Source organism: Pseudomonas sp. fls2-241-TYG-175, from assembly GCF_030209155.1.
Classification (GTDB): domain Bacteria; phylum Pseudomonadota; class Gammaproteobacteria; order Pseudomonadales; family Pseudomonadaceae; genus Aquipseudomonas; species Aquipseudomonas viridiflava.
On the sequence record NZ_JARVSO010000015.1, the window covers coordinates 42,828 to 64,177 of the forward strand.

Here is a 21,350-nt window from a genome sequence, read left to right on the forward strand (position 1 = left end):
AGCCCTCATGGAAAATATCCCTCTTTTCTCCGCCATCAAAGCCAACGCCGGACTCGATTTCGTCACCCCGCTGAAATCCGTTCTGGACAGCCACTGGTACGTATTGGGTAACGAAGTAAAACTGTTCGAGGAAGAGTTCGCTGCTTACGTTGGCGTCTCGAACTGCATCAGTGTAGCCAACGGCTCCGATGCGCTCGAACTGGCACTCAGGGGGCTGGGTGTTTCGAAGGGTGATCAGGTCGTTGCGGTCGCAAACGCCGGTTTCTACGGTAGCACCGCTATTCATGCAGTGGGCGCAGAGCCTGTCTATGCGGATGTCGATCCGAAGACCCTTACCCTTTGCACCCAGTCGCTGTCCGCTGTAATTAACGCGTCCAAGCCATCGGTCATCATCGTTACGCACCTGTACGGCCAGCTTGCGAACATTGAAGAAATCGTTCAGATCGCTTCGGCTGCAGGCATTCCTGTGCTCGAGGACTGCGCGCAATCCCACGGCGCTCGTCGTAACGGCAAACAGGCAGGCAGCTTTGGCACCATCGCATGCTTCAGCTTCTATCCGACCAAGAATCTGGGTGCACTAGGTGATGGCGGTGCCGTGGTAACCAGCGACGACCAACTCGCCGCCCGCATCCGTCAGCTCCGCCAATACGGCTGGGATCAGAAATACCGCGTTGCCATCCCTGGTGGCCGTAACAGTCGCCTTGACGAAATGCAGGCTGCAATCCTGCGTATCAAATTGCCGCATCTGGACACTTGGAACGAACAACGTCGTTCGATTGCCAAGCGCTACAGCGAAGCGTTTGCAGGCTTGGATATGCAGTTGCCGTGTTCGGTGGCAGATGATTACGTTGGACACCTTTATGTGGTGCGCGTCGAAGATCGAGCTTCGTTCGCAGCAGCCCTGAAGGAAAAGCAGGTCAGCACCGACATTCACTACCCGATTGCCGACCACAGACAACCGGCTTACAACGCGGCGACCTCGGTCGCTCTGGACGTAACCGAGCGTACGTGCGATACCGTCATCTCGCTACCATGCTTCCCTGGTCTGGCCGATGAAGAAGTCGAGCGTGTCATCGAAGCTGTGAAGGCTTATTTTTCCAAGGAGCAATGATTTTGCTGACGTTGGTCATTCCCGTTTATCGCAACGAGAGCAATCTTCCAGACCTGCTCGCTGCTGTGACGGCTTTGGATGTGCAGCTTGAACATGCACTCGAAGTGGTGTTTGTGGTGGACGGCAGCCCTGACCGCTGTTACGAGATTCTGCGAGAGCAATTGCCCTCGCAGTCCTTCACCTCAAAGCTGATTCTGCTGTCGAGAAACTTCGGTTCTTTCATGGCGATTCGTACCGGCCTGCAGCATGGTACCGGTGAGCGTTACGCCGTCATGGCAGCTGACCTTCAGGAGCCTCCGGAGCTGGTTCTGGAAATGAACAGGGTTCTGACCCGCGGCGATATCGATGTCGTGGTCGGCGTGCGTGAAGGCCGTCAGGACCCTTGGGCAACACGAACGGCCTCAAAGCTGTTCTGGGGCTTCTACCGACGCTACGTCATCCCGGAGATTCCACCGGGCGGCGTGGACATGTTCGCTTGCAACAAGGCGTTCAGGGATACCTTGCTGACCCTTGAGGAGCGTCACAGCTCCTTGATCGCGCAGATTTTCTGGATGGGCTATCGCCGTGAAGTAGTGACTTACACTCGGCAGGAACGTGTCCACGGCACGTCAGCCTGGACCTTGCGCAAGAAGATCAATTACCTGATGGACAGCGTGTTCTCATTTACGGACATGCCCATCAGGATACTGACTCGAGTCGGTGCAACTGGCTCAGCCCTGGCCGCTATTTTTGGCGTCTTCACGCTCATTGCAAAACTTGAAGGCAGGATCGAAGTTCCAGGCTACGCGATGATCATGCTGGCTATCACCTTCCTGGGATGCCTGAACCTCATGGGTTTGGGGATCGTTGGTTCTTATGCGTGGCGCACTTATGAAAATACAAAGAACAGACCCTTGGCCATCCCCATGCGGGTAGAGGGATTTGGAGAAAAAAATGAGCAGCGGTAAGGATTTCTTTGTTCACAGTCACGCCTTGTGTGAGTCGGAAAACATAGGCAAGGACTCACGTGTCTGGGCTTTTGCTCATATCCTGCCGGGTGCCCGGCTGGGAAGTGAATGCAATGTCTGCGACAACGTGTTCGTCGAGAACGATGTCATTATTGGTGACCGCGTCACGCTGAAATGCGGCGTACAGGTGTGGGACGGTATTACCATTGAAGATGATGTCTTCATCGGCCCGAACGCTACTTTCACCAATGATCTCTTCCCACGCAGCAAGGTCTATCCGCAGACTTTTGCTCGCACCATTATCCGTAAAGGCGCTTCTCTGGGAGCCAACTGCACCATCCTGCCAGGCATCACCATCGGAATGAATGCAATGGTAGGGGCTGGCGCCGTAGTAACACGATCGGTGCCGCCTAATGCAATCGTAGTGGGTAACCCGGCCAAGATCATCGGTTATGTGGATGCCAAGCCGGTTGCAGCAAACAGCGAAGCGCGCGCTGAAAAGGCTTCGCCTGGCGTAATCGCCACAACCGTGAAAAACGTCACCCTGCACACCATGAATGAAGTGTCGGACATCCGTGGCAGCCTGTCTGCGGGCGAGTTTGAACGCTCGATTCCATTCAAATCCGAGCGTTACTTTCTGGTTTATGACGTGCCGACAGCCGAGACTCGAGGCGAGCACGCGCATCTCCAGTGCCACCAGTTTCTGATCGCGGTCAAAGGTTCGGTTCATGTCGTTGCTGACGACGGCGTCAATCGAGAAGAGTTTGTTCTGGACAAGCCAAACAAAGGTATTCACCTGCCGCCCATGACGTGGGGCATTCAGTACCGTTATTCTCAGGACGCCGTGTTGCTTGTATTCGCCTCTCATTATTACGATTCCGCCGACTACGTTCGTAACTATGACGAGTTCAAATCACTGATCGCAAACGCCGAATAACGACTCGATGATGAATCAGGCTGTCTCTAAATTCTTGAAGCAAGACTTTGCCCGATTCCTGATGTCAGGCGGTTTCAACACCGCCTTGACCTACGGACTGTATCTCGTGTTGCTGATGTTTCTTTCTTACAACGTCAGCTACACCATCTCCTATGTGACCGGCATCCTGCTGGCGTATACCTTGAACAGATTCTTCGTATTCAAGAGCCATCAAGGCCTGCGCTCAGTTATCCTGCTTCCTCTGATTTATCTCGTTCAATACTGTTTGAGCCTGATGATACTGTGGTGCTGGGTCGAAAAGCTTGAGCTGGATGCAAGGCTTGCACCTCTGGTTGCCATTGCGCTTACGCTGCCTGTGACCTTTGTTCTTTCGAAACTGGCTTTTTCCGCAAAACGCGTGAGTACATAATCGCGCTTAAAGCATCCAATCTAAAAAGCAAAAAAATGCTGCTGGTTTAAACCAGCAGCATCGCATAACAGCTATAAAATCTTCCTGCAGTTACTCTATATCGCCACTTCAATCATTGACTCTCGGAGGGAACGCCACTGAGAAGTCTTCTGCTGCAAACGTAAGGTTTGGGTTGTAGAACGGGTCATTTGCAATGACATCTTTCCACTTGGTTTGCATGTATACCACCTCACTCATAAAACGCTTGACCTTTTCCGGCGTGTCTTCGATTCCTCGAGTGGCTGACTCGTGGTGGTAAAGATCTGCATTGGGTGTCCAGACATTCTGATAACCAGCGTCCATAATCTTCAAGCAAAAATCCACATCGTTAAACGCAATTTTGAGATCGTTTTCATTTAGCCCACCCACCTCTTGGAAGACAGATTTCTTAACGATAAGACACGCCGCGGTTACGGCCGACATTCCCTGGATCAAAGACGCTCGCCCAAAGTATCCATGATGCCCCCTAGGCAGCATTTTATGGGCGTGTCCGGCCAATGTCAGAGGCCCCATTATCACGCCACCATGCTGCAGCCGATTATCGGGGTACCACAACCTGGCACCAATCGCGCCTGCATTCGGCTGCAGTGCAAGGGAAACCATTTCATCCAGCCACTCAGGACTGATGACTTCAATGTCATTGTTGATCAGGCCGACGAGTTCACCGTTTGCCTGTTCGACAGCATTGTTATTGATCGCTGAGTAATTGAACTCACCGTCATCACGAATGACAGTGATCCCTTTAAGCTGGGACAGTAATTCAAAATAATGCAGCGATTGAGGATCGTCAGAACCGTTATCGACTAAAATTATTTCGTAATTGGGATACAGCGTTTTATGACGAATGCTTTCAATACACTGCCTTACCAGAGCATAGGCATTACGCGTCGGTATGATCAGGCTGACAAGCGGCTTACGCTCAGGCAGATCGTAGTGGACGCGGTACATACCGAAATCGAGCAGCTCTGCATGACCCGCTATACCGGATCTTTTCAGGTGCTCATCAAGTGCTTTTTGGCCTGCATTTTGCGCATACGGCTTTTCATCACCCGACATCGCCGTGCTTCCAGCATGCATGCGCCAGTGATAAAGAACACGGGGGATATGAATAATCTGGGCGGAATCAACTTGCTCTGAGCAGCGAAGTGCAAGATCGTAGTCTTGTGAGCCTTCCATGCCCAATCTGAACTTTCCAACCCTCTCAACCAACGCCTTTCGATAGACACCCAGATGGCTGATCATATTGTGCGAGCGGAAAAGATAGGGGTTCCAGTCAGTTTTGAAATAGGGAGCCGACCTAACACCTTGCTCGTCTATCTTATCTTCGTCTGAATAAATAATGGCCGCATCGGGGTACTTATTGATCGTCTTAGCGACCCAAAACAACGCATGTTCAGGCAATGCGTCATCGTTATCCATCAAAACGATAAATTCGCCATCAGCAATATCAAGCGCCGAATTGCTCGCTTTTGAGATATGACCGTTTTCTTCACGATAGATGACTTTAATCCGATGGTCCGCTTGCACACACTGATCAAGGAACAAGCGAACCTTCTCATCGGTCGAAGCGTCATCTGCAATGCACAGTTCCCAATTAAAATAAACCTGGGCCTTTACGCTTTCTATCGCTTCTCTGAGCATTTCAATTGGAGGGTTGTAGACGGGCATGATGATAGAAAGCAGGGGCTTAAGCTTCCAATTGCCTATTTCTTCATACATCCCCAGGCGGTCGATATCATTAATCGTATCGAACTGTTCAACCCACCGCGCATACGACAGCGGTCCATCTTCAGTTGGTGTCACGTGCACCAAAGCAGCGGTGTCGGAGCCTATCAGTTCCGGCGAAGTGTCTTGCTCCAACGCGTTTTGCGCAACTGAACGTCCATGTACGATACGTCGAATGGCAGAAACCAGCTTTCTGAGTGGTGACGTGACTTTCCAGCTGGTCGAGCCTTGCAGAGCCATAATCGTGAGGTTCAGATTATGAATGTGTGTATCTCGCTCAATCAAAGCATTTCTTGAGGCGGCTTCTCTTAACGCGATCTCCTTCTGAAGCATTTCAAGGGCTCCAGCAGATTGCTTTTTTTGAAGGGAGTTTTCTTCGCGGAGACGCTTAAGCATGACTCAATAACCTCATAATTTTAACATTCCTTCGACCGCTCTTCCTCGCGCCTGTGGCAAAACGACGACCGCGCTCCAATCAACATTTTGTATAGTACACGACTTGTCTTTATGCGTTAAGTTTTCTGAAGGCATTTTTGCATCACTGCACTGCCACAATCGTGTCAAAAAAACGAAGCTTTATTTGCTTAGAACCCCCCATAAACTGCCGCTACGCAGACACATCAGACTGAACGAGTGCGTCACGTCATCGTGATCTTCACCAAGATTCGTAATTTAACAGACCAGAGCAGGATCTGTTAAAAACGCTTGAACCGAGGCCGTGACATCATTACAACCCACCCAACCTGTTACAAAATCAAACGAGCGCCAGTGTTATTATTAGATATCACAGGGAGTTCGAACGTTTTTTACTTATGTGACTAATGGTATCGAATTCAGCCTGTCACCCACATCACAGGCGCCCCATTGTCACGACCAATGCCACGAGTTCCAAACATCAATCAAGCTCTGGTATCAACGAAGTATCAAACGACATTCTAAGCAGCCGAGACCTAATAAGCTCCAAAGCCTCTGCACTTGCATTTCTAATGACTTCAAACTTAAGAAACGGAAAGCCCTCCTCAAGTAACTGCTCCCACTTGAATATCGTGGCGTTATTGAGTCCCGCCTTACTATAAACGCAAGCCATTTTTAAATCGAGCGCTCGCATACATTGAGTAAACGTGATTTCATAGTCTCTTATCACCTTACTTTTATCAGCGTGATTGACAACACCCAGCCAAAAATCTTTAAAGCCCTTGGCCCTTATAGCCTGTTCGCCCAACACCAAGAAGAAGCTTTGAAGATGATCCGCATGCTCATGATTCTCGATGAGCCCTATTATGTCCGCGGGCTCGGATCGCACGATATCCATGAATTCCAAACCTGATATGCCAACCGGCCCTACAATACTGTCGTTGGTCAGAATGATTTCGGTGCAATCAGAAATCCAGGAAAAAGCTTTCATCACATGAGCCCACGCAGCAAAATCATATCCAATATTTTGGCGCACCACGATATTGGAGCAGATATCATGCAACCCTTCGGGCACCGCAACGCATCCGAAATCAGACGCAACGATCAGAAATACGGAGGAGCCACCGGACACCAGCTGGCTTGCATAATAGTGCACGTGCGGCTTTATAGTTCCGTCTCTACTGTGGGTGATAAGCAATGCCACTCGTTTGACTGGATCAGAGCACTTTACCACCCTCAAAAACGCGGACTCTACTTGCTCACCCCATTTCAACGGTTCTGCCCTGCGCAACGGCACACCGGCCTGCATCCCAAACTCAAGGTAGTGTTTCAGCGGGTTACCTACGCATCCCGTTTCCTCAACATAAGCACGTGCGTCAAACCTTGGCGATGGATTAAAACCTTCGGCGCCATACTTGATGAAATGTGCCAACGGCTCCTTACCGTCAAGCTGCTTTCTATACTTTTGAAGGTAATAGGCAGATTCAAAGAAAGGATTAGGCTCATAACCGAGCTTGCTGCCGATTTCGACATAATGAAACAGGCTGTTTTTCGCATGCCTCTTGGCGCTTGGGTAACGCTCCATGTACCAATCACTTCGAAAAAACACGCTTGCCCATCGACCTTCAGCGCACCCGCTATTTAAAAAGTGTTCGTAAGGATCAATGCCTGCTTCTGTCACGTCAGGGTATTGTTTTAGATAGAACTCAGGATCAAATATTCCTGTGCTGATCAGATACTCTTTTTCTGTACGGCTGTCCGTATACATCCGTCCCTCAGCCTGACCGAATTCGAGATAGTGATGGGTTGCGTCCAATCCCGCAGAGGCAACGTCAGGGTTCAAGCGAAGGTAGTCAGAGGCAGAAAAATCTGCGGGAAGGGACTTCATAATGGTTCTCAAATATTATTTAAAATTCCAGAGCTTTGCCGAAGGCCTAGTATTGAAGCCTGTTAGCGACCCCTATCGTATAACATCCGCTTCGACTGTTCAGTTACGTTGCGTTACCCGATGTCTGCCAAGGGTATTCAACGACTTTAGCCAAGGATTATTTTGCTGCACTTGGTCAGCTACAACAAGCGCGACCTGCACGATACCGTCGAAACACTACTGAGAACCAGCGTAACGTCGCCCTCGATACGTGACGCCGACAGTGGCACCGCTCAGATCTTGCCCAGGCAAGCAGCCAGCAACAGGCTCAGATTGCCTTGCGGAGTCTGCCTGTAGATTCCAGCTTTGCGGAGCATCTGCATGCGTTTGAAAAAGCGCTGCTGTCGACCGTGGTCAAAATGGGCAAGGACATGCCGATTTTCCTCAGTCAGCATTTGCTCCATCTTTTTCAGAACGATCATGTTGGCATCGTTCCATTTGACAAAACGTCCGGACAACATCTTGCGCAGCCTGATCAGCCTGTCTCTGGAACTTGCGTTGGCCCCGATCAGATTGCCACTGTGCTGACGATAATCCAGGGTCGGCTCAGCCTCATAGATCACCTTGCCGCCACACCCTGTGACCAAAAGGTAGGCCAGCCAGTCATGGGCGATCAAGGGGGCTCTGTCAGGCAGTTGCAGGAGTAACTGACGGGCAGCACGGTTGATCAACATCGTGTTGGCACCCGCGATACTCTGGACCAGTGCATTTTGAAAGGACGGGGGCCTGGTGAAGAGCTTCGACACGCCTATTACATTCAGGTCAGCGTCGACCAGTCGGGTGGTGGAGCAATAGAGTGCCGGTTTCTTTCCGCTGAGCGATTCGAGGCGACCGACACTGCGTGTCAGCTTGTCGTCGAACCAGATGTCGTCCTGATCGCTAAAGGCAAAGTAGTCACCTTTGAGTTCCGGACGGCGAACCAGTGAAATGAAGTTCTCAGCGAACCCGTTGCACGGGCCGTCGAAAATGATCAAGCGATCGGAGCCCCAACGATGCTGGTAATCAAGCAGAATGTTCCGGGTTTCGTCTGTCGATGCATCGTCTGAGACGTAAAGCGTCCAGTCCGAGAAAGTCTGATCGTGGAAGGAGTCCAGTTGCCCCTTGAGATAGGCCTCACCATTGTAGGTGCACATCAGGATCGCAACATGTGGCTGGCGCGCAGTAGCCTTGGTGAGGTCCTGTCCCTCCACCGGGCTCGCCTCTCTGATCATGCCTTTCTCGTTAAACTGGCTGCTCAAGAAAATCTTCACTTGCAAAAGCAGAGAATATTACGCTTTGGATGAACGCTAGTCAGCCATTACCTTAACGCCAAAGGCACCACTGATCGAAGTTTCATCATTCAGATCCGATCCAATGACCATGGATACAAAAAGACCGGCCTAGAATCCCACGTGCCGGTCTGTGTGTCTAAAACGATGCAGGCAGCCTCATCCCAACCGAAACCGCGCCGTATTCCCACTCAATGCCTGGCTCCCCTGGCTCAGCGTATCCGCCGCCCTGTTCACCGCTCGAGCACCTTCAAGCAAGCGGCCCGCAGCCTGGTCGACCTGCTGGATATTACTGCTGACTTCGTCTGCCGTTGACGCCTGCTCCTCGACCGCTGTGGATATCTGCACCAGCGTGTCAGTCACGCCCTGCACTGCCGTAGCGATCTCGCCCAGTCGCTCGCCGAGGCCTGTGACCGAACGCGCGTCATTGACCGCCTGGCCGCACGCGGCCTCCATCAGGTTGACCGCTTGGGTCACGGTCGCGCGCAGGCTGTCCACCGTTCCGGCAATCTGCGCCGTAGAGGCCTGGGTGCGTTGCGACAGGCTGCGCACTTCATCGGCCACCACAGCGAAGCCACGGCCCTGCTCGCCCGCTCGTGCTGCCTCGATGGCGGCGTTGAGCGCCAGCAGGTTGGTTTGTTCGGCGATGCCGCGGATGGCGTCCACCACGGACTGAATCTGCTGGCCCTGCTCACTGACACGACCAAGCGCGGCGGCGGTGTCGGTCAGGCGTTGGTTGAGCTGTTGAATGCTGTCGGTTGTACGCTGGCTGTCTTGGCTGCTTTGTTCGGCTATCTGGCGCGTGTGTCGCGCGCTGGCAGAGGCCTGTTCGCAGCTTCTGGCCACGCCTTGGGAAGTGGCTGCCAGTTCGGTTGCAGCGGCCGCGATCTGACTGATCTGCTGTTGCTGGTCTTCAACCTCGGTGAGCGTTCCGCTGGACTGGGCATTGAGCGTCAGCACCGCATCACCGACGCGCACGGTTTCCTGATTGACGCCCAGCAGGCTGGTGCGCAACTGAACGACTGCGACGTTCAGCGCGCGGCTGATGGCTGCAAGCTCGTCGCGTCCCTGAACCGGGACCTCCACGCAGAGATTGCCGTCCCGCAGCGACTCGGCCAAGGTGGTGATACCGCTGGCACTGCTTCGAATCGAAGCCTGCAGGCAGGCGAACAGGTACATCGCCAGCAACATCAGAACGCCGAACACCACCGCCAGCGGGATGAACTCCATGTTGGACACGTCGTGGTAGTAGTCGAGTCGATCATAGAGCGCCTTGAGCGAATGATTACGGAAGTCACCCACGCTTTTCGTCAGCGTATCGATGCTGCGCTCGAACTCCTGCGGCTTGAGTTTGATGGTCCCGCCAAACACGCCTTCATCCAGTACTTTCAGCTCGGTGTTCAATACCTGCGTGACCTGCGAATACTGATCAGCCCAAGGCTGCATCTGCGCGGGCAGCTTGGACATCAGCAAGGCGCCCGCCTTGTGCATCTGGTCCTTCGCGTCGTCGATGCGGCTGCGCAAGTCGCGCATCTGCAAACGGCTCTGCAGGCTGAACTGGCCCGAGGCGACCGAGGTCTGGCCTATGCTGGACATGCGCCCGATGCGCTCGATGAGGTCGGGCACCTGCTGCGTGGAAAGCTGCATCAGCATGTAGGTCTCGAGCCACGGATCGAGAATCAACCCGCTGTCCATGGCGATCTGCTCGCGCAGCGCCTGTACGTTGCTCAGAGCAGTGGTAAAGCGGTCATAGCCATCCGGCCACCAGCCGACGGTTCGCAGGGAAGCGGTGTCCATGCCTGCCACGGAGACCTGAAGCGTCTTATAGCGGTTCATCGTGTCGGCAGGCGCGCTTTCGGCGTTCAGGGCCGCGCCGAGATTTTCGAGCGCCTTGGCAATGCGCGGGTTGCCGGCATCGACGTTAGCCATGGCAGCCTTGGCTTCCGGGGTCGGTTCCTTGAGGATATCCGCCGCTTTCCAGCGCGCAGCGTGGTCACGCTGGGCTGCCAGCTCGACGTTCAGGTCATCGAGGGCCAGCAACTGCCGAACGCCTGACTGCTCGCCCGAAATCACCGCCAGTTTGTTCCGGTAATCGGTCGCGATCACCCACCCACTGCCTACCAGCGGCAACATGAACAGCAAAAACAAGAGCTGAAACTTGCGAGCAAACCCGAAATGCCCCATCAGGCGCATACCCGGCGACAGAATACTGTTCATGTCCAGCGACTCCCCGTGAACACCTCACGCTTTCAAAAAAAGCAGAGCGGTGTCTTTTTCGAAAAAACGATAGCAGCAAAATGCCATGCTATTGATTCAATGGCGATACACATCGCTTCACATTGGTACGAAAAGCGCGGATGCCTATTCTTTTTTGTGGCGAAAAGCCGCGTAATTGGCGTTTCACCGTCTTTCAAGCAAGAAGCGGACCGGGTCTGCGGCGTCCGAGGGTGCCTATATCCACAAATTATTCATTCTGAAAACCCGTCTGAAAAAGTAAGCTTCTTCCCAACAGCCGAAGGCTCGGCCCACCCAATCGCCTATCCAGGGAGGCCTCACCATGACCGCTCCTTTCTCTTCGCCACGCGTCGTCGCGCAGCCGTCCAGGCCCCAGCTGAGCAAAGAGCAGAAGAAATTCAATGCGCTGATGGAGAAGCTCGAAACCAAGCGTACGTTGCTTCAGCAGTGGCTTGAAGTCTGGACCACTTCCGAGCAGATCTGGAACGCCGAGTTGCTTCCGCTGTTCATCCAGCAGGAAGAAAACGACCTGGATCGACTGCGCCTGCTTGACCAGGCGCATGATCAGTTCCGTTTGAGCAAGAAAGACCGCGCCACACTGCAAGAGATCATCTTCGAACTCATCACAGGACTCATGGCTCAAGGGCGTGAGGAGGAATTGAAACAGCTGTACTTCAAGTACACCGGTAACGATTACGACGATGATGAACGCGAGGCCGCCGAGATGTTGCGGGCGTCGCTGGAAGAAAAATTGGGTATAGATCTGGGGGACGATGTCGATCTGAATTCGCCGGAAGACGTCATCCACCTTTTCGGTGAACACTTCAAAGCCGAGGACGAAGCCGCGCAGGTCAATCGAGAACCCAAAAAGCCGTCCGCCAGCGACATTCGTCGCGAACAGGAACAGGCGGAGAGCAGCCAGTCGGTGCGCGAAATCTATCGCAAGCTGGCCAGCGCGCTGCATCCGGATCGCGAACAGGATGCCACCGAGCGAGACCGCAAGACTGCACTCATGCAACGAGTCAACGACGCCTACGCCCGTAACGATCTGCTCGCGCTGCTTCAGATGCAGATGGAAATCGAGCAGATCGATCAGGAACACATCGACAACATCTCCGAGAAGCGCCTCAAGCACTTCAACCTGATACTGCGCGACCAGTTGACCGAACTCGAGGATGAGATTCACGACCGCAAGATGATGATCAGAGAACGGTTCCTGATGGAACCCGATACGGACATCCGACCCAAGACCGTGATTGCCAAGTGCACAAAGCGTGTTGACGTCGTCCGTGATCACGTCGGGCATCTGCGTGATGAGCTGACCCTACTCACCGAGCCGAAAAGCCTGAAGGCCTGGCTGAAGCTCCAACGGGACCTGGCGGCGGACTACGACGACTTTGACGAATTCATGGACTTGAACGAGCCCGATCCATTCCGGGATCTGTACCGCTGAGCCCCCCGAAAAAAGGGCTCCAGTAGAAAGCCGCCACCTAACCGGTTGATCGTACGCAATTATTTTTCACACAGACGCTTGACACATATCCGTTCTGCGCGAATAATGCGCGCCACTTGGCTACATAGCTCAGTTGGTTAGAGCATAGCATTCATAATGCTGGGGTCCGGGGTTCAAGTCCCTGTGTAGCCACCAAGTTCAACAAGAAGCCCGCCTCGTGCGGGCTTTCTTGTTTCTGGGCGTTTATCCTTATGCTCAGCTTCAGGCCGTGCTTCGTCGGAAAAGGATCATAGACGTTTGAGGACTGCCGACTGCGGTCAATCCAGGAAAGGCTGACCGAATACCCCTGGCACTTCCAACATCCGGATGCGCGCCTCTCAGGATCATTTGATGCCGACGCATGCCAAGCGCATGAATTAAAAGCAAACGGGCTGTAACGCAGCCCAAGGCCTTTAGACAGTCCAGAGCTAGGCAACTGGGCGTGGTAGAAAGCCTTCCGGCCTTGCCGTCAGGCAGCACCCTGACGGAGATCTTTGCGCTGCGCCAAATCGTTCTGGTAACAGACTCAGCAGTCTCCCCCTCAGCATCACCATCAAGAACAAACTGATAGCAAACCTCACTGGCCGACGAGGGAACGGCAATGAGTTACCGACCCACCACGCCAACCAACTTATCTTTTGATAATCCAAAAGGAATAGCCGTTAACCGCATCAAGCCTTGTGTATCCTTCTGTGCTCAAAATATCGATAGCCAAAGGCGTTTCATTAGCAATGTTAAGAATAACGAGCGCTACATTTGCGGACCGAAAGATTGGACGAACCTGCTCACCATTACCCTCAATTTTTCCCGTAATGAAATTATACAACGCAAGCCTTTTCGCGTATTCCTCCTCTCCTATCGCGGGCCTTAGAAGATATAAATAAAGCGCTCTGGTCATTAAAAGCCGCGGGTGATGCTCGAACCTTGAAATGACTCCAGCTATCTCATCCTGCGCAAGGACTGCACCACCATCAACCTTTAAGTCCATCGCCTTCTCTGCGACTGAAAGGTCTGGGGCTAGAATCTTCCAACTTGCAAAACTCTCAATCTTTCCTATGTTATCAGGACGCAGCGTATGATAGGGAAGCGAGTAAATAACCAGGCCAACAACGATTGCTGACAATGAAGCACTGAGCCATCGATACCGCTTTTGCTCAACGAGCTCGACCACGATCATGCACAGAGATACAGCGGCAAACGTCATTAGCGGAAAAGACCAAACTACACGCCAATACACTGGCGGAGTTGTGAGGTACCTCGATATGAAATCAGCCAGCCATGGATTGAGATAAAGTCCGAAAAGGATCAAAGGCGGAACCGCCAACCGCCACTTGGTAACAGTGTCCTTGGCCAAAACAGGCCCAGCCAACAAAAGAATACCCACCAAATATTGTTGGTGCGGCCCAAAGACCGTTGTCCAGACGTTTTCAGACGTCTCCACACCAAAATCGAGGACGGGTGATCCTTTGGCTTGCAGAACCACATTTATCAAGTAAGGCAGGGGGATAACTAAAGTAGCTATACCATAACAAAGCTTTTTCCTTTCACCTAAAGCCAAGGGCAGATTAGAGGCCAAAGCACCAAACCCCGCCATCGGCGCTGCGAGCATACCAAAGTTTGACAAACCAATGGCGGTCAGCTGACAGCACGCCAGCAAAAACAGGTCTTTATTAGTACCCTTGTCTGAGAAGTACCTAGCGGTCAGGTAAAAGATCGCTGGGACTATGAAAGAAAGGAAAACGGCTTTCCCCTGAAAAATCCGTACAAATGAAAAATTTGCTGTACTTCGGTGCATTTCTCCTAACAGCAACAATAGACCTACTGTTATTACACCCACCAAAATCCAACTTCTGGGCATCAGTGCCTTGGCCAACAAAAAATTCGCAGCGATACTTGCAATCACCCACACAGGCAAAAGGTAAATATAATAAAAATCCATCGACGGGGCCGAGAACACGTACGCCAGAGCGCCCGAAAGCAATTCGAAAGAAGCAAACCGATAGCTTGGAAACAGCAAAGGCAAGCCGGCCTCGCCAAGCATGGGATCGCCTGCAAGCAGCGCGTGTTCTGGATTGGACGACGAAAATGCTGCTACTGCTACGTAGAAAGAATCGTCCAGATCACTTCTGGAAACCGCCAACGAAAGCGAAACTGCGAATACGGCGACTATTAAAATGGTGAGTGCAGAATATCGTTTACTGATCTCAATCGCGTATAACGCTTTTGATGCCGGCGCTGATCCGCTTGAAAAAAGACTGGCTGTCAGCATAAGCGTAGAAAGAGCCCAGAACACGGTCCATGAGCAATACAGTGCCGCAGGCAATGCGATAAGTGCCGCCAGCGTTAAGGGTGACGAAAACTTGCTGGTGACTTGGTATGTGTTAAAGCCTACCATACCTTCGGCAATGTGCGTTTTATCTTTTTCTCGCAAAAAACAGTACGCGACAACGAAGCACGCCATAACCAAAGGAGCCAGAACCAGAAGGTTTTTCATGTTCCAGCCGAGTAGCACACAGGCCTGTACAGAGACGGTCCAGCCTGTGAATGCAATTAGAAACGTCGCAAGAATCCAACGCAACGTCCGCTCACCCGGCTCTTCGAAAAGCGTCGAAACCCGACGCTGGGGCTCTGCGCCATTCGTTTCGCTGGAACTATCAATTTTAGCGTCACCGTTAATCATAAGAGTCAGTCCAACAAAAAGCATTATTCATTGTTAAAGTCCTTACGCATGTCATCGCACGGGGAGGCATCACCGAACGTCGAAATATGCGTGATCATGGGCATTGGGCGGGTAACCAGCTCAGCCCTTGATGGTCAGCACGATTCCCAACACAATCAGTCCCAAGCCAATAAAATATTGGGGATGAAAGCGTTCACCAAACATAAAATAGCTGCCTAACGGAACAAAAATAAAAGCCAACGCCATCATTGGGTAGACTCGCCCGAGCTCGGTCCGTTGTAAAACCCAAACCCATGCTATGGAGGTGACACCGTAAATACCCATGGCGGAGATCAGTGGGATAGCCGACTTCCATGAAAATAATGTTCCCGTCGCCGCGAGAGCGGTTGAACTAAGTTTGAATAACAGCTGCCCGACAGCCAGCCCCATCACACACAGAAAAGCGACGACATAAGCTGTCATTCCGAGCGTCCTTTCTTACGAACGATGGCGTGAAATGAGAAAAAAAGATTCAGGTCAATGGACGGCACAGGAAACGGCCACCAAGCCTCCTTCGCATCAGGAAAATAGTGCCTGAGGATAGCGATTAGATTATTGCAGGCATTCACGTGCTCTCTTGCCATTACATAATCGTATGCAATCCCTTGGGCAATCGCATTTTTTCGTGGCCCCAGGTGCCTGCCCAGTCGCCAGGCAAGTCCGGGATCTGTGGGAATCAAAATTGACAACACGCCGCCGTCTTTAATGACTCTTGACCATTCTTTTAACGCCAGGTGTGGCTGGTAAATATGTTCCAGCACGTGGGTCGCAATCAGTCTGTCAAACGTATCGTCTGCATAGTTCAACTCACTGCCTTCCTGGCGCTCGAACTTCAGGTTGCCGCGCTGCATCGTCAGAAGCTTGCCTTTCGCGACTTCAAGTGTCTTTTCATCCATATCAGACAACGTGTATTCATCGTACTCATGGCGAACAAACTTCACGTGCTCCCCGGTACCGGCACCAATTTCCAGAACCTTTTTAAAATGCGTACCTTGACCATATTCTTTTTCGACAAGCTTGTGGCTTGCACGCATAACGAACGATTGAAGTGGACTTGCGTAATTCGAATCATCGTAAAGCTCAGAGAACTTTTCTCTGTAATCAGTCCAGGCTTTGTCTTCATGCTCCACGTTGGAACTCCTTCTTTATTTTCGCTGGAACTGTCTTGAGTTTTTGAAGCGGATTATTGGGAACGGAGTTAATGTCGTATCCCAAAAAGGCCAATGTAAGTTGCAATCCTATAATCACGGGCAGTGCCGAAAGCATCACAGTCCCTGCGGATGAGGGCAGGCCTGTGCTAGCAGAATGAAGCCATTGATAAGTCCCAAATATCAGACCAAAAAGCAAAAAACCCAAGCCGAGCGGAAGTTCAATCGAAGCAAGGGACATGTCTCTCAAGTAGTAATTATAAAAAATCCGCTTCAGAAAATTTCGGGTGTGCTTGACCGTAAACTCTCCAATGATTTTGGAAATTTTCAAATTGCTGACTTCGTCACCATACTTTGCGCTCATCGGTATGTCCACCACTACAGCACGCAGTGTATTCAAACGAAACAGCATGTCGGTTTCAAAAAAGTAACGGTGGCTGATTTTCTTGAATGGCAGACTTCTTGCCACATTGGCGTGAATGGCAGTGAATCCATTCGTCGGATCGAATAAGTTCCAATACCCGGATGACAGCTTTGTCACGAATGATAGAACAGCATTACCGAACAACCGCACGTTCGGCATGGCTCGAATTTCTTCAAGATCAAAGAATCTGTTTCCTTTGGTATAGTCAGCTCTGCCGTCAATAATTGGAGAAATCAGACCTGGAATCAACCTCGGATCCATTTGGCCGTCACCATCCACCTTGATAATGATGTCCACATTGTCCTCTATGGCAGCTTGGTATCCCGTCATCACCGCACCACCAACGCCTTGGTTTTCGGCATGACGAATTACCTTAACACGCTGATCACCACAGTTCCCTTCTACAAAGTCGCCTGTGCCATCGGGGCAGCAATCGTCAACCACATAGATATTTTCGACTTCCTCGCCTATGGCCTCGATGACATTTAAAATGTGGCCCTTGACCTTATAACTGGGTATTACAACTGCGACTTTTAGGGTTGAGTACATCAGACTTACCACGAAAGATTATTATAAAGGATATATTCCGAATCAAATTACACCCTGATAAACAGCAGCTGCTTAGGCAAAAATAAAAACTTAACAACGGCCAATAACGTACTCGCTGAAGCCGCAACGGGATATTTTCTGCAGTGGATCGTTTCAGCAGAACAGTGCTGATACTGAGAGCCCCGCATACTTGAAACGTCATTCAATAACGTAACGATAATCAAGCCTCCCCGCCCTTTCATCGGTGGTGTACAGATGAAAATTGTAATGCTCGATAATTCTCTTATCGACCAGTCTGGATCGGCAAAGGACCGCTATAGGCGAGTCAGGCTGCCGCCAATGGCACTATACACGGGTACGCCCCGTATCAGCATGTCTGACACTGGCCGCTTTATCAGAACGCTTGCTATTTTTTGAAAATGAAACAGGGAGTCTTTTCCGGCGCTGGGCGACGCGTCCACACCACAGGCCGTATTCATGATCGAGGTGAATCCAACGCTCGATGAAGCCGCTCAGCACGCACGAGTCTGGGGGTAAGGCGGTCGTCCGGCTTGTCGTGTGATTGCACATTGTGCACGCGTAGGGGCAAGAAGATCCGAGTGAAGCGACTCTGCACGCAGGGAAGCGCTGGACGAAAAAGTATCACTAAATCTGTCCGCGGACCGAATCAGGGCAGCATGCAAAACGAGGCACTGAGCTTCTGTAAGCCGCCTGTGCTCGAGATCCAACCGCACAAACATCCTTCCCCAGAAACGACCGGGCACCTTTCTCGAGGTTTTATTCACGTTCTCTATAGGCCAGGTTACATATTATTAATTAGTCCTACCCCCTCCCCTCACGTATGGTCGCAACTCTCAAGTGATGCCCCATCGCCATCACCACTTGAATCTCCCGAAAATCCGAGCCCTGATCATGAAAACACCCGTCCGCCTCGCTACCCGTATCGGTCTCGGCTTTGCCGCTATCGTGTCGCTGCTCGTCCTGATCACAGCCGTCGGCATGCAGCGTGTGGGCGTCATCGATTCCACGCTGCAGGATGTCAGTGACAACGCGGCAAAGGTTCAGCGTTACGCCATCAATTTCCGTGGCAGTGTCCATAACCGAGCGATTGCCGTACGCGATGCGGTGCTGGTGAATAACGACCGGGATCTTGCGTTTCATCTGGCCGAGGTGGCAAGTCTGGAGCAGGCCTATACCGACTCTGCGCAACCCATGGACCAGTTGATAGGCCACGCCGGGGTGACGCGTGAAGAGAAGGAGCTGCTGCGCGCTATCAAGGAAATCGAAGTGAAGACCCTCGCGTCCAGCAAAGCGGTGGTCGACTTGCGCCGCACTGGCGACATTGCGGGCGCTCAGGCGTTGTTGCTGAGTCGCGCCTCTGGTGATTACAGCGAATGGTTGAAGCGCATCAATGCGCTGATCGATTACGAAGAAGCCACGATCAAGGCTCAGCTCAATGAGGTGCAGACCACCGCCAGCCGGTTTTCCGGTCTGATGCTGCTGGCGACCGGTGCGGCCTTGCTGCTGAGCATCATCATGGCGACCGTCATTATTCGCTTCGTGAAATCCACGCTGGGCGCAGAACCTGTCGAGGTCGCCGAGGCGATCCGGCGGCTGGCTGCGGGCGACCTGCAGCAGACCATCGTCACTGATTACCCCGACAGCGTCATGGGCGTCTTGAAAACCGCACTCGCTCGGCTGGCTGACACCATTACTCAGGTACGCAAGGCGGCGCAGGAGGTGAACCATTCCTCCAGCCAGCTCTCGGCGACCTCCACACGCAACAACGATCACATCAGCCTGCAGACCCGTGAGGCCGAGCAAGTTGCGACGGCGATCAAGCAGATGGCGGCGTCGGTGAGTGAGGTATCCAACTATGCCTCCAGAGCCGCAAACGCCACCCGCGAAGCCGACAATGAGGTCGAGAGCGGCAATCGTCTGGTTGCGGGCACCACTCAGGCAATCGAAGAGCTGGCCGTGACGCTGGGGCAGACCACGACAACGGTTGAGCAGGTCTCCAAGGACAGCGAGCAGATCGAGACGGTCATCGAGGTGATCAACTCCATCGCGTCGCAGACCAACCTGCTGGCCTTGAACGCAGCCATCGAAGCCGCCCGCGCCGGAGAGCACGGACGAGGCTTTGCGGTCGTGGCCGATGAGGTGCGCTCGCTGGCGACTCGCACTCAGGAATCGACTCAGGAAATTCGCGAGATGATCGGGCGCTTGCAGAGCGGAACCCAAGCCGCCGCACTCACCATGCGTGACTGCTGTGAGCGAGTAACCCAGACGGTCTCACAGACCCGCGATGCCCAGAGTGCGCTGACCAGGATCAGTCAGGAAGTAGGCGCCATCAATAGCATGAACGCCCAGATCGCCAGCGCGGCTGTCCAGCAAAGCGCCGTAGCCGAAGACGTCGCGGTCAACATTACCCGTATTCACGACTCGACCGTCAAGTCCGCCAGCGGATCCCTGCAGGTCGCGTCGGCCAGCAGGGAGCTGGAACAGCTCGCAGATCGACTTGCACAAAAGGTTGCCATTTTCAAAGTGGGCGGAGCCTGATGGTTTATGCTGTGACGTAACACATGAGCCTGGGCTGACGTCAGAACGTCGCCAGCCCAAGGACTCACTGGTACGAGCATTTATTTATATATCTGCACCCCACGCCACGAATGGTGGCACTAAGACATCTCGAGCGCTGTCCTAATGGATTCGATGTGATGAACCCGGTGCCACATGCTCACTCCCGCCCTTGATCGCCCGACCGAGGAAGACTCGCAGACCCTTGCCGAAGTTGAGCGAACCATTGCCTGCGGAGTGGGCACGCTGCGGTTCAGCCGTGAACTCGAACGACGCTACGAAGCAGACACCCTGCACCAGCGGCGTCGGTTCATCACGGCGGTCGGCATCGGCGGCGGACTGATCTACAACCTGTACCTGCTCAGCGACTGGCTGATGTTGCGCGACATGTTTTTCTACGTCGCAATCGGCCGACTGTGCGTGATTACCCCAATGTTCATCGCCTTGCTGTTGTTGATCCAGCGCATGACGTCTCGTCGTGCGCTGGAAACAACCGCAGCGGTCGGCACTGTGCTGTCCTCGCTGATGCCGATGGTGGTCATGACCTACAGCGAAAGCCCGCACCAGCTCCATTACCAGTTGGGGATGCTGCTGGTGATGGTCTATTGCACCATGATTCAGCAATTGCCGTTTCGCTACGCCACTGTGGCAACGCTAAGCATGCTGGGCATTCAACTGGTGACGACCTATGTGGCTGACTTTGCGGATTTCCTGACCTGGCAGGCCAATGCCCTGCTATTTGTGTCCACCGTTGCGCTGCTGCTGATGTCTTCGTACTTTCTGGAGCGAGGCGCACGGCTGAGCTACCTGTTCGCGCTGCGCGGACGGCTGCTGCATATCCAGTTGATGGAAGTTGCGCGTACCGATGCGCTGACACGCCTGTTCAATCGACGGTATCTGGACGAACTGGTGAGCTCCATCTGGGAACGCTCCAGAGAGACGCCCACAAACGTCGCGTTCATCCTGCTGGATATCGATCACTTCAAATCCTACAACGACAACTATGGTCACCCTCAGGGCGACAGCTGCCTGAAGTTGATGAGTCAGGTGATCCAGCAGAATGCCCAGCAACATGGCGCCGTGGCGTTTCGGTATGGCGGCGAAGAAATTCTGATCCTGATGGTCAACACCGACGTCAGCCAGGCCAAGGCACTTGCCGAGATCATGAAAGCTGCACTGGCGACGCTCAAGTTGCCGCATCCGGCACAGGGCGAAGGCGCGCTGGTCACCATCAGCCTGGGTGTCGCCGCGGCCGTAGCGCCGCTGGCCACGGCCGACCAACTGATCAATGCCGCCGACGTTGCGCTGTACGCAGCTAAACATGCCGGTCGTAACTGTATCCGCTCAGCCTGACCCTCAAGCGCAGGCGTACGTGCCTTCTGTGCTTTACCCCGGTTGACCGCCGCTCTACTCTGCCGGTTTGAGATCA

14 protein-coding genes, 1 tRNA gene and 2 pseudogenes are annotated in these 21,350 nt (G+C 52.9%); 9 read left to right on the forward strand and 8 right to left on the reverse strand.

Annotated elements, in window-relative coordinates; translation table 11 throughout:
* Nucleotides 1-7 precede the first annotated feature (7 nt).
* From QRN20_RS12905 to QRN20_RS12920, 4 genes are read left to right on the forward strand one after another with little or no spacing between them, the layout of a single operon-like run.
* Nucleotides 8-1,111, forward strand: a complete 1,104-nt coding sequence (locus tag QRN20_RS12905) for a DegT/DnrJ/EryC1/StrS family aminotransferase (protein WP_191626780.1) — start codon at nt 8-10, stop codon at nt 1,109-1,111.
* The gene (locus tag QRN20_RS12910) at nt 1,108-2,058 is read left to right on the forward strand and encodes a glycosyltransferase family 2 protein (RefSeq protein WP_058430981.1); all 951 of its coding nucleotides are present in this window, start codon (nt 1,108-1,110) and stop codon (nt 2,056-2,058) included. Before QRN20_RS12905 ends, QRN20_RS12910 begins: the two co-directional genes overlap by 4 nt.
* The gene (locus QRN20_RS12915; protein WP_058430980.1) at nt 2,045-2,995 is read left to right on the forward strand and encodes a WxcM-like domain-containing protein; all 951 of its coding nucleotides are present in this window, start codon (nt 2,045-2,047) and stop codon (nt 2,993-2,995) included. Before QRN20_RS12910 ends, QRN20_RS12915 begins: the two co-directional genes overlap by 14 nt.
* Before the next feature lie 7 nt (nt 2,996-3,002).
* Complete coding sequence (locus QRN20_RS12920) at nt 3,003-3,404, forward strand: GtrA family protein (RefSeq protein WP_058430979.1); 402 nt, start codon at nt 3,003-3,005, stop codon at nt 3,402-3,404.
* Nucleotides 3,405-3,512: 108 nt separating this feature from the next.
* Here QRN20_RS12920 and QRN20_RS12925 read toward each other — a convergent pair whose 3' ends face one another.
* The 4 genes from QRN20_RS12925 to QRN20_RS12940 all read right to left on the reverse strand — a co-directional run bounded on the left by QRN20_RS12925 (nt 3,513) and on the right by QRN20_RS12940 (nt 10,994).
* Nucleotides 3,513-5,564: a glycosyltransferase family 2 protein gene (locus tag QRN20_RS12925; RefSeq protein WP_058430978.1), complete on the reverse strand. Its 2,052-nt coding sequence runs from the start codon at nt 5,562-5,564 to the stop codon at nt 3,513-3,515.
* A gap of 499 nt (nt 5,565-6,063) precedes the next feature.
* On the reverse strand, nt 6,064-7,470 hold the full coding sequence (locus tag QRN20_RS12930) for a rhamnan synthesis F family protein (RefSeq protein ID WP_058430977.1): 1,407 nt from the start codon (nt 7,468-7,470) through the stop codon (nt 6,064-6,066).
* 272 nt (nt 7,471-7,742) lie between these two features.
* Nucleotides 7,743-8,642, reverse strand: a complete 900-nt coding sequence (locus tag QRN20_RS12935; protein WP_058431011.1) for a glycosyltransferase family 2 protein — start codon at nt 8,640-8,642, stop codon at nt 7,743-7,745.
* Nucleotides 8,643-8,936: 294 nt separating this feature from the next.
* Nucleotides 8,937-10,994, reverse strand: coding sequence for a methyl-accepting chemotaxis protein (locus QRN20_RS12940; RefSeq protein WP_058430976.1), 2,058 nt, complete (start codon nt 10,992-10,994; stop codon nt 8,937-8,939).
* A gap of 340 nt (nt 10,995-11,334) precedes the next feature.
* Between QRN20_RS12940 and QRN20_RS12945 the strand changes: the two genes are divergently transcribed.
* Together QRN20_RS12945 and QRN20_RS12950 are read left to right on the forward strand one after the other, a co-directional pair.
* Complete coding sequence (locus QRN20_RS12945) at nt 11,335-12,465, forward strand: J domain-containing protein (RefSeq protein ID WP_058430975.1); 1,131 nt, start codon at nt 11,335-11,337, stop codon at nt 12,463-12,465.
* A gap of 118 nt (nt 12,466-12,583) precedes the next feature.
* Nucleotides 12,584-12,660, forward strand: a tRNA-Met gene (locus QRN20_RS12950).
* 475 nt (nt 12,661-13,135) lie between these two features.
* Here QRN20_RS12950 and QRN20_RS12955 read toward each other — a convergent pair.
* The 4 genes from QRN20_RS12955 to QRN20_RS12970 form a co-directional block, all read right to left on the reverse strand.
* Entirely contained in the window at nt 13,136-15,184 is a 2,049-nt protein-coding gene (locus QRN20_RS12955; protein ID WP_163010129.1) for a DUF6077 domain-containing protein, read from the reverse strand.
* 120 nt (nt 15,185-15,304) lie between these two features.
* A complete protein-coding gene (locus tag QRN20_RS12960) occupies nt 15,305-15,646 on the reverse strand; it encodes a DMT family transporter (protein WP_122490567.1) in 342 nt (113 codons plus the stop codon).
* Nucleotides 15,643-16,353, reverse strand: coding sequence for a class I SAM-dependent methyltransferase (locus tag QRN20_RS12965; RefSeq protein WP_069145121.1), 711 nt, complete (start codon nt 16,351-16,353; stop codon nt 15,643-15,645). Before QRN20_RS12965 ends, QRN20_RS12960 begins: the two co-directional genes overlap by 4 nt.
* Nucleotides 16,343-17,344: a glycosyltransferase family 2 protein gene (locus QRN20_RS12970; RefSeq protein ID WP_122509574.1), complete on the reverse strand. Its 1,002-nt coding sequence runs from the start codon at nt 17,342-17,344 to the stop codon at nt 16,343-16,345. Before QRN20_RS12970 ends, QRN20_RS12965 begins: the two co-directional genes overlap by 11 nt.
* Nucleotides 17,345-18,256: 912 nt before the next feature.
* On the opposite strand from QRN20_RS12970, the pseudogene QRN20_RS26870 reads away from it, so the two are divergent.
* The 3 genes and pseudogenes from QRN20_RS26870 to QRN20_RS12980 all read left to right on the forward strand — a co-directional run.
* Nucleotides 18,257-18,769: pseudogene (locus QRN20_RS26870) on the forward strand (MCP four helix bundle domain-containing protein); the annotation flags it as partial.
* A 618-nt stretch (nt 18,770-19,387) separates the two neighbouring features.
* A pseudogene (locus QRN20_RS26875) lies at nt 19,388-19,903 on the forward strand (methyl-accepting chemotaxis protein); the annotation flags it as partial.
* Nucleotides 19,904-20,077: 174 nt separating this feature from the next.
* A complete protein-coding gene (locus QRN20_RS12980; protein WP_285360501.1) occupies nt 20,078-21,274 on the forward strand; it encodes a GGDEF domain-containing protein in 1,197 nt (398 codons plus the stop codon).
* The last annotated feature ends 76 nt before the right edge of the window (nt 21,275-21,350 follow it).